This window comes from Rhodococcus sp. NPDC059968 (assembly GCF_042738615.1).
Taxonomy (GTDB): domain Bacteria; phylum Actinomycetota; class Actinomycetes; order Mycobacteriales; family Mycobacteriaceae; genus Rhodococcus_F.
The window spans coordinates 23,532-30,887 of record NZ_JBHWUE010000106.1 but is presented as its reverse complement, the minus strand read 5'-3'; the positions used below and the strand labels follow the sequence as shown (position 1 = coordinate 30,887).

7 protein-coding genes and 1 pseudogene are annotated in these 7,356 nt (G+C 65.3%); 3 read left to right on the top strand and 5 right to left on the bottom strand.

From position 1 onward, the window contains the following. Positions 1 to 91: 91 nt before the first annotated feature. Together ACFWAY_RS44715 and ACFWAY_RS44710 are read right to left on the bottom strand one after the other, a co-directional pair. The gene (locus ACFWAY_RS44715; RefSeq protein WP_378515066.1) at positions 92 to 673 is read right to left on the bottom strand and encodes a hypothetical protein; all 582 of its coding nucleotides are present in this window, start codon (positions 671 to 673) and stop codon (positions 92 to 94) included. Between the two features lie 201 nt (positions 674 to 874). Beyond that, positions 875 to 1,156, bottom strand: a pseudogene (locus tag ACFWAY_RS44710) (VOC family protein); the annotation flags it as partial. Between the two features lie 164 nt (positions 1,157 to 1,320). Here ACFWAY_RS44710 and ACFWAY_RS44705 point away from each other — a divergent pair. Beyond that, entirely contained in the window at positions 1,321 to 2,058 is a 738-nt protein-coding gene (locus ACFWAY_RS44705) for a hypothetical protein (RefSeq protein ID WP_378515065.1), read from the top strand. A gap of 278 nt (positions 2,059 to 2,336) precedes the next feature. Here the strand turns inward: ACFWAY_RS44705 and ACFWAY_RS44700 are convergent, their stop codons facing one another. After that, positions 2,337 to 3,839, bottom strand: a complete 1,503-nt coding sequence (locus ACFWAY_RS44700; RefSeq protein ID WP_378515064.1) for a carboxylesterase/lipase family protein — start codon at positions 3,837 to 3,839, stop codon at positions 2,337 to 2,339. A 493-nt stretch (positions 3,840 to 4,332) separates the two neighbouring features. On the opposite strand from ACFWAY_RS44700, the gene ACFWAY_RS44695 reads away from it, so the two are divergent. Beyond that, complete coding sequence (locus ACFWAY_RS44695; RefSeq protein ID WP_167344014.1) at positions 4,333 to 4,482, top strand: hypothetical protein; 150 nt, start codon at positions 4,333 to 4,335, stop codon at positions 4,480 to 4,482. Positions 4,483 to 4,809: 327 nt separating this feature from the next. Continuing rightward, positions 4,810 to 5,190, top strand: coding sequence for a hypothetical protein (locus ACFWAY_RS44690; protein ID WP_378515062.1), 381 nt, complete (start codon positions 4,810 to 4,812; stop codon positions 5,188 to 5,190). 196 nt (positions 5,191 to 5,386) lie between these two features. Here ACFWAY_RS44690 and ACFWAY_RS44685 read toward each other — a convergent pair whose 3' ends face one another. Both ACFWAY_RS44685 and ACFWAY_RS44680 read right to left on the bottom strand, forming a co-directional pair. Further along, positions 5,387 to 5,917: a pyridoxamine 5'-phosphate oxidase family protein gene (locus ACFWAY_RS44685; protein ID WP_378515061.1), complete on the bottom strand. Its 531-nt coding sequence runs from the start codon at positions 5,915 to 5,917 to the stop codon at positions 5,387 to 5,389. 530 nt (positions 5,918 to 6,447) lie between these two features. After that, complete coding sequence (locus ACFWAY_RS44680; RefSeq protein WP_378453864.1) at positions 6,448 to 7,317, bottom strand: PaaX family transcriptional regulator C-terminal domain-containing protein; 870 nt, start codon at positions 7,315 to 7,317, stop codon at positions 6,448 to 6,450. Between the last annotated feature and the right edge of the window lie 39 nt (positions 7,318 to 7,356).

The following is a 7,356-nucleotide window of genomic DNA, read 5'->3' as shown; positions in this document are numbered from 1 at the left end:
GATCAACGTCAGGTCCAGTGGCACTTCACCACCGACGACGCCCGCATCAAGCTCCGCCATCTATATCCCAATACTTAGCCGCGACAGTGTACTAGTCCCAGTACGGTGGCTCCTGCTCTGGGTCGTCGAGCACTGCGTCGATTCGTTGGTCGGCCACGATCTGATCTATTGCTTCTATATCGGCGCCGATGGTTGCGAAGTGCGGATCGACATCGTTGGTCACGCACCAGGCGCGATCTGCTGGCCAAATGAACGCGGGGTCAGGCGAGTAACCGTACGGCCACCGCACAGGGTCGCTGTCGTTCCAGTCTGCATAGTCCGCGAGTGTGCCGCGGAACAGCCAATAGTCGCGGTTAGGGATCACGAAGTTGGGCGCGACGTGGATGGCAGTACCCCATCCGTTCCACATGCAGAAGTAGCACTCATTCGGCGTAGTTGTGTATTGCGACAGGAGGTCCAGTGCGAGGCCGACCTGCTCTTTTTCGGTCAGTTCCTTCTGGTCGAACTCGACGTCGTTCGTCTTCTGGCCTGGGAAACTCGGATCGGGTATGAATCTCACCCGCGCATACTTCGGATATCCGAGCGGACCGCGCCCCGCTAGTCGGCACCACGGAAGACCCTGCTTGATCAGCCAATCCGCGGCGGACGAATCGTTGCACAGTTCAAAGCTCACCTGACCATTGTCTACAGCGACACCCAACTCGACGTTCCGACAGGGGATCCGCTTGCGGGAACCACCTGTCCGCCGGCGCGGCGGCCGGACCTCCCGCTGGTGGTCGACGGGCGAATTCTGTTCGAGAACGCAGTATTCGAGGACCGTCGTGACGTAGCCGAGGCGGGTTTCACCGGTGAGGTCGGCGCGGCGGAAGACAGGTCAGTGGATCCGCTCGGCCAGGGACACGATGATCCCCTCCGGGCCGCGCACATAGGCCATGCGCCAGATGTGCTCGTACTTGCCGATGTCGCCGACCAATCCGTAGCCGTCCGCGGCCAGCCGGTCGACCGCCGCCCAGAGGTCGTCGATCTCGAAGGCCACGTTGCGCAGCCCCAGCTCGTTGGCCATAGCGGCGGGCGATCCGGGCTGGTGGTCGGGCCGGACGAAGCTCGAGAGCTCTAGCCGGGTACCTCCGTCGGGCGGCCGCAGCATGACGATCTCGGTGCGGGAGTCGGGGATGCCGATGCGCATCGAAGTGCCGCACCCGGATCGCCTAGCGGACTCCAGGAGAGAACAGGTGTGGCAGTGTCGGATCTGTGAGCGACCACGACACCCCCGGCGATCCTCAGCACGTGGATCGACACGTCGACCCGAACTCTGAATCGGTGGTGTGGCGGGTCGACGACGTGCTGGAAGATACCTCGCCGGGTGACTGGATTGCCGAGGCGCTGCCGCGGTTCGAGTACACGGTCGGATCGCTCGTGCCGCCGATCTACACCCAGTATTCGCGCGTACTGCATCCCGCCGCCCGGATAGACCCCGATACCGGCGAGCGAGTCCCGGTGCGATGGGCCGAGGTGGCCGCCCATAGCGGCGGCGTGATCCACCAGACCGTCGAGTGGGGTTCGTTGGTGCAGGCCGGCATACATCACGGTGTCGGTGACGGCCGCGACATCGTCTGGAATCAAGAACCCGACGAAGGGGACATGCCGGAAGAGCAGTTCGCGGCGCTGGCCGATGTCCTCATGCAACACACCACCACTCCGGACGACTGCTGGTTCGGCTTCTGGGAAGGCCGCGCCGGTCATGGCATGAACCTTCCCTATCCCGGGCCGCGCGTCCACATCCCTTTCCGGGACAACTACCTGGTGCGCGGCGCAGTGCGCGATGCCGTGCGCACGCTGGGCTCGTGCGGGCCGAATTTGTGGTGGCCCCAAGATCAGGCATGGTTCGTCTCCTCCGACATCGACCTGATGTCGACCTACATCGGCTCCTCCACTGCGTGCGCCCTGGCCCTACCCGCGCACCCCGAATTGGAGGTGATCGACGCCAGCTCCCTCCGTAAGGTCACTTGGGACAGCGACGACGTAAACCCACTACCGCCGCGCCCGTACGGGCAGTAACCCACCGAACGTCGAACTCCGACTCGTCCGCAACCGGATGTTCCGCTGGCGGTTCGTCAATCGGGAAGATCGTTCGACGTGCAACTGCACACAATGCCGGTGACGGGACGAAGTCGAACTCGCCATCTGCGGCCTCGACCCTGGCATAGCCCGCCGCCGCCACGCAGTCGCGAGTCGCCAGGGCCTGGGTGCAATGAACTACGTTGCCCATCAGCACAAGCTGCGCACCTCGTGCGACGGTCCTATTTTCGTCAAGCGCCAAAGTGGGGGCGGGTTTCTCATGCTCGCCCGTGCGCGGCGCTTCGGGTTGTGGAGGTGTACGGCAGGTATTCGGCGCCGGTGTCGTCGGGACCGGTGTCGTCGGGAGCGGTGTCCTCGCAGAGGTGGGGGCTGGTATCGAACCTCATCGCTTTTCTGGCGTCGTCGTAGGTGGGCCAGCCGGGATTTCCGTGGGTTGCGAAGTCGAGCCAGGTTTGGTGCATCGCGTGGGTGAGGGCGCCGGGTGCGTCGTCGCCGATGAGTCCGCGGCATGCCTGTGTGGTGTCGAAGACGAAGGGGACGTCGAGGCCGTGTGCGGCGCCGTGCAGTGGTGATCGCCATGCGAATTCGTAGACGTAGGTGGGGCCTGGGTGGCGGCGCGCGGTGCGGCGGCTCGGTGATCGGAACATCAGGTCCGTGTAGGCGGCTGTGAGTGCGTGCGCGGGGGTGACGGCCGGGTCGTGGAGACCGTGTCGTTCGAGGAGCGCTTCGGCATCGGGGTAGGTGGCGGCCAGCTCGGCTACGGCGTCATGCGCGTCGAAGGCGGCGAACTCGTCGGCACCGAAACCGAGGTTGGCTTCCTCGAGTGTTGTGCCGATCAACAGGTCGACGCCGCGCGAGTGTGTGCTCGGGACTCCGACCGGGTCGGGAAGGACGTCGTCACCCGTGGTGGGGAGGAACAGTGCACGACGGTGGCCCGGGTCGACACCGCTGTCGTCGCGCAGGTCTGGGCGGGGTTCGTTTCTGAGCAGAGCTCCCTGCGCGCGCAGCAGGTCGGGGGAAGAGAATGCTCGGAAGGCGTCTGTTGTCGGGGAGGTTCCGAGCCGGGCGGCGAGTGCCTTCGTGAGTTCTTCGGTGAGCTCGAGCCGGCGGGCCATCTCGTCGTGTCCGCTCGCGACGATCGCTCGCTGGAACAGTCCGGCGGCCAGCGGGGAGTGCAGCAGCAACGCGACCGACGTGCCGCCGGCCGATTCGCCGAAGACGGTGACGTTGTCCGGGTTCCCGCCGAACCCGGCGATGTTGTCGCGAACCCAGCGCAGTGCTGCGATCTGATCGCGCAATCCAATGTTCGTGATCCCACCGGACAGTGCGAGGAAGCCTTCCGCTCCGAGTCGGTAGTTGACGGTGACCAGGACGACGCCGTCGCGCGCGAACGAGGTGCCGTCGAAGGCGGGGGCGGCGCCCGAGCCGATCATGAACCCGCCGCCGTGGACGTAGACGATCACCGGAAGCCCACTCGTGCCGGGGTCGGGTGTCCAGACGTTGAGATTGAGGTAGTCGCCGTCTCCGGTGACCCATCCAGGCCCGATCAGCGGCGCCAGATTCGCGTGAGCGGGGTGCAAAGGCGGCTGGGGTGCGGTAGCGCCGCAACCGGTGGCGTTCCTGGTTCCTGCCCACCGTTCGGTAGGGCCAGGGGGTGCGAATCGGCGTTCGCCCGCTGGAACTGCCGCGTAGGGGATTCCCAGGAATCGGGCGACCCCGTCGGTGTGGTCACCGGAGAGTCGCCCTGCCTCTGTGTTCACGGTACGGACAGTCATCCGCGACGCCCCCTTCGTATGTGCGACACTGCCCGAGGTGCCGCGGATCCGTTGGTCAAAGCCTATCGGAGCACCGGATGACGATCGGGACTGAAAGCAGTGGTCCAGGTCGTCACATTCACACCGGGCCACGCACAGGGGCCCGAGACCAATCTGCTGTCTCGAACAAGTCCATCATGTCCTGCTCGAGCAATGTTCCGACTCTGGGGTTCGGAACGCCACAGCGAATACCTGGGGTGGGCATGGCCGGGGAGGCCAAGGCGTACCTCGACGAGTTCGCCGAACACGCGCAGGCCGACGAGCTGATCGTCGCCTCGCACGCCGAGAACACCGAATCCTGGCTGAAGTCCTACGCCTGCTCGCCGACGTGTGGCACTCCGCGTCTGTGCTCGGCTGAGGGATTTGAACCCGTAACAGACCATTCGGTCTGGACGATCAAGGTGTCAAGGTTATATGCCGACAACAAGGAGCGAGAACTATGGGTTCGTCCGAAATCTTCACTGATTTGGTCGCCTGGGGTGCCGAGGGCTTTCTGAACGGAAATCCGGTGCAGTCAGCAGTGGGTGCTGTGCTGTTCCTGGGCCTGGGACTCTGGGACCTCGTCACGGGTGCACCCATCGTCATCTGAACCGGCCAGACGCTCGGCCACGTAGCTACGGTACTTGCCAGAGAATGTCCATCTGTGGGCTGAGCCCGGCTGTGGCCGATGGTCGGTGACACCCCGATCAGGCTGCCCGCTCCTCGACCCGAGACCTTCCGAACCCGGCCACTCGACGCCGGACAACAACCGTGGCATAGCCGTACCCACTCTTCGCATCGGACCTCTTCTGGGCCTGGCGGATTCGCAAAAGAACAGCAACGTTTCGTCACCTTGCACGATGAGCGGGCCGTCGGTCATCGGACGGGCCCAGCGGGGTTGCCCGACACCAGACGTCCTGCTACTGAAAGGATCTCAATGAGAAACACAATTATCGCTGCGGCACGCGTCACGACCGCCGTCGTATCGGGGCTGGCCTTCGCCGCGACCATCGGCTCCGGCACCGCCCAGGCGGACCCCCAGGACTGCGTCATCCAGCGGGATGCCTTCAGCGCGACGGCGACCTGCCATGACACCGATGCGCCCCCGGGTAGGGAGTACGCGCTGATCGTCGATTGTTGGGGCCTTCACGGCATCCCCAACGCCTTTCCGCTCTATGCGATCGGGCCGTTTAGCCAGTCCAGTCCCTCATTCGTGCCGACAGGCCAGGCCACGGGGGCTTGCAGCACGAATTGGGGTGCCCCCTCGTTGGATGCCGGCGTAATCACCAACGCCCACGTGGAGATCTATCGCCAGTAGCAGGTACCAGGGACGCGCCCGCGTGTCCGCCGAACCCGTGCACTCGGGTGACGAGACACATCCCGGCTTCGACATCGCCGGCCAGGTGCATCACCAAGGCGAGGGCTCTGCAGCGCCAACGACCGTGCACAGATCTGACCGAACAGGGATCGTCAAACAGGACTCGCAGGCTGGTCCCGGTGCGTTCCGTGCTGAATCAGGACCGGGACTCCGCAGCAAGCTTCGCTATGTCGGGGGCGTAAACGGTGATCCAGTGCGGATGCAGCCGGTAGTAGACCACCTCGTTGTCCCAGTCGAAGAAGTCTTCGCCGTAAAAGGTTTTGAAGTAGGAGAGCAGATCTGGCCAGTCCGCGGCCGATTCGCCGTCCTGGGGGTTGAGGATTTCCACCGTGCCGTGTGTGAACACGCCCAGGTCCTCCCCGCGCATGTGCGCGACGCTGACGGCGGGCCGGGCGGCGAGGTGGCGGGCCTTGGCCGCCCCCCGCGCCGTGCCGAAGTGCCACTTTCCGTGCAGGAAGTGCCCGTCCACACCGCTGATTCGAGGCTCGCCCTTGGCTGTGACGGTGGACAGGGCGAGGGTGCACATGCCGGTGACGACCTCGGTGAGCTGCTCTGCGGTCAGTGTGCGCTCGGTGTTGATGATCGAACGCAGATGGGTGGTGGAGTGGGACAGGGAGGCGTCGAGGAGGGCCTGGAGTTCTTTGAGCTCTTCTGGTGTTTCGCGCATGGAGGTCCTTGTCTGTGGTTACGTCGATCCGCGTTCACGTTCGGCGCCGAACGGTGGAACCATGCTCGCACCAATACCCTGACATCCTGTGTCAGGGATGTTCGTCCGTCTTGCGGGGCGCCAGAACTCATCCGCGGTCAGCTGGCCGACGGTTCGAATATTTCCAGTGCGCCTTCACCGACCACGACGACAGTGTCCCTGACAACGCCTACCGATTCGTGTCGGCCGTCAACCCACCCGGGGACCGCGAGCAGGCAGGATGGAACTGGTGACACATGAATGCAGACGATGACCCGGGGGACCCCATCCGACTCGTACTCGAGCGTTCCCGCGTGGTCGTGCAACGGCGCGCCGATGGCACGAGCCTCGTAGCCCCGGAAGACGACCTACACACGATCCTCCAGCGAGATCCTCCGAGTCCGCACGGTCCTTCGCCGCCCCTCGTGGTGGGTGCTATCCGATCGAGCCCGGGCGGCCCGCGTCTCGTTCAAGCGGCCGATGTTTGTGCCGCCGGCCCCACACTGTCGCGGTCAGTCGAGACCGGCGATGCGACGCCACTGCGCGTGCGCGGTGGGGGTCCACTCCGCGCGCAGGTCTCGCAGGCGCCGCGCGGCCTTCAGACCGCGCCAGTCGGGCAGCAGCACCTCGGGCAGTCGGGGATCCATGTAGGGCATGCGCCGCAGCGCGTCCGCGAGTTCCAGGTGCGCGAACAGCAGCTCGTCGCCCGGCTCGAATGTGCGAGCGTCGAATCGGTCGAGCAGTCGGTCGTACTCCTTCTCGGCGGCGTCCAGATCCCATGAGCGGCGGACGAGTTCGTCTTCGGGGATTCCAGGAACGGCGAGCGCCCCGACGAACGAGACCGTGTTGGGAGCCAATCCGAGGGCCTCGATGGTCCTCGCCGCTTCCGCGGCGCGGTCGACGTGGGGGGTGACCCAGACGCCGGGCGTCGGATTCCCGAAGCCGGCCCACCGCAGCGCGGCATACAGTTTCTTGCGGGTCGAGCGGTGTGACTCCGGGATCGGCACATTCACGACGAGCCACCGACCGTCCCACTGCGTGGTGTCCACGTCGGTGGAGAACACCCGGAGTTCGCCTTCGCTGAAGAGCCGATGGGCCTTGTCCGTCAACGTCCACAGCGTCTCGCGACCGTTCCGGTCGGCGGCGATGAGGCCCGCGGAACCCGTCCGCGCGACAGCCTGCCGGGCGGCATGCTCCCCGTACCCGAGTCCTTTGAGGACGTAGAGAAGCGCAGCTGTCCGCACCGGTTGCCCGTAGGGTTCGACGAGCTCACCGAGCACGGTGACGAGGACGGACCGCGCACTGCCGGTCGACGCCGCCTCCTTGTCGGGTGCGGGCACCTGTTTCGAGTCGGACGGTTTCGAGTCAGACATGAGTGTCATCGTCGCGCATCGGGTCGCCCCCTTGCCACGACACCCCTC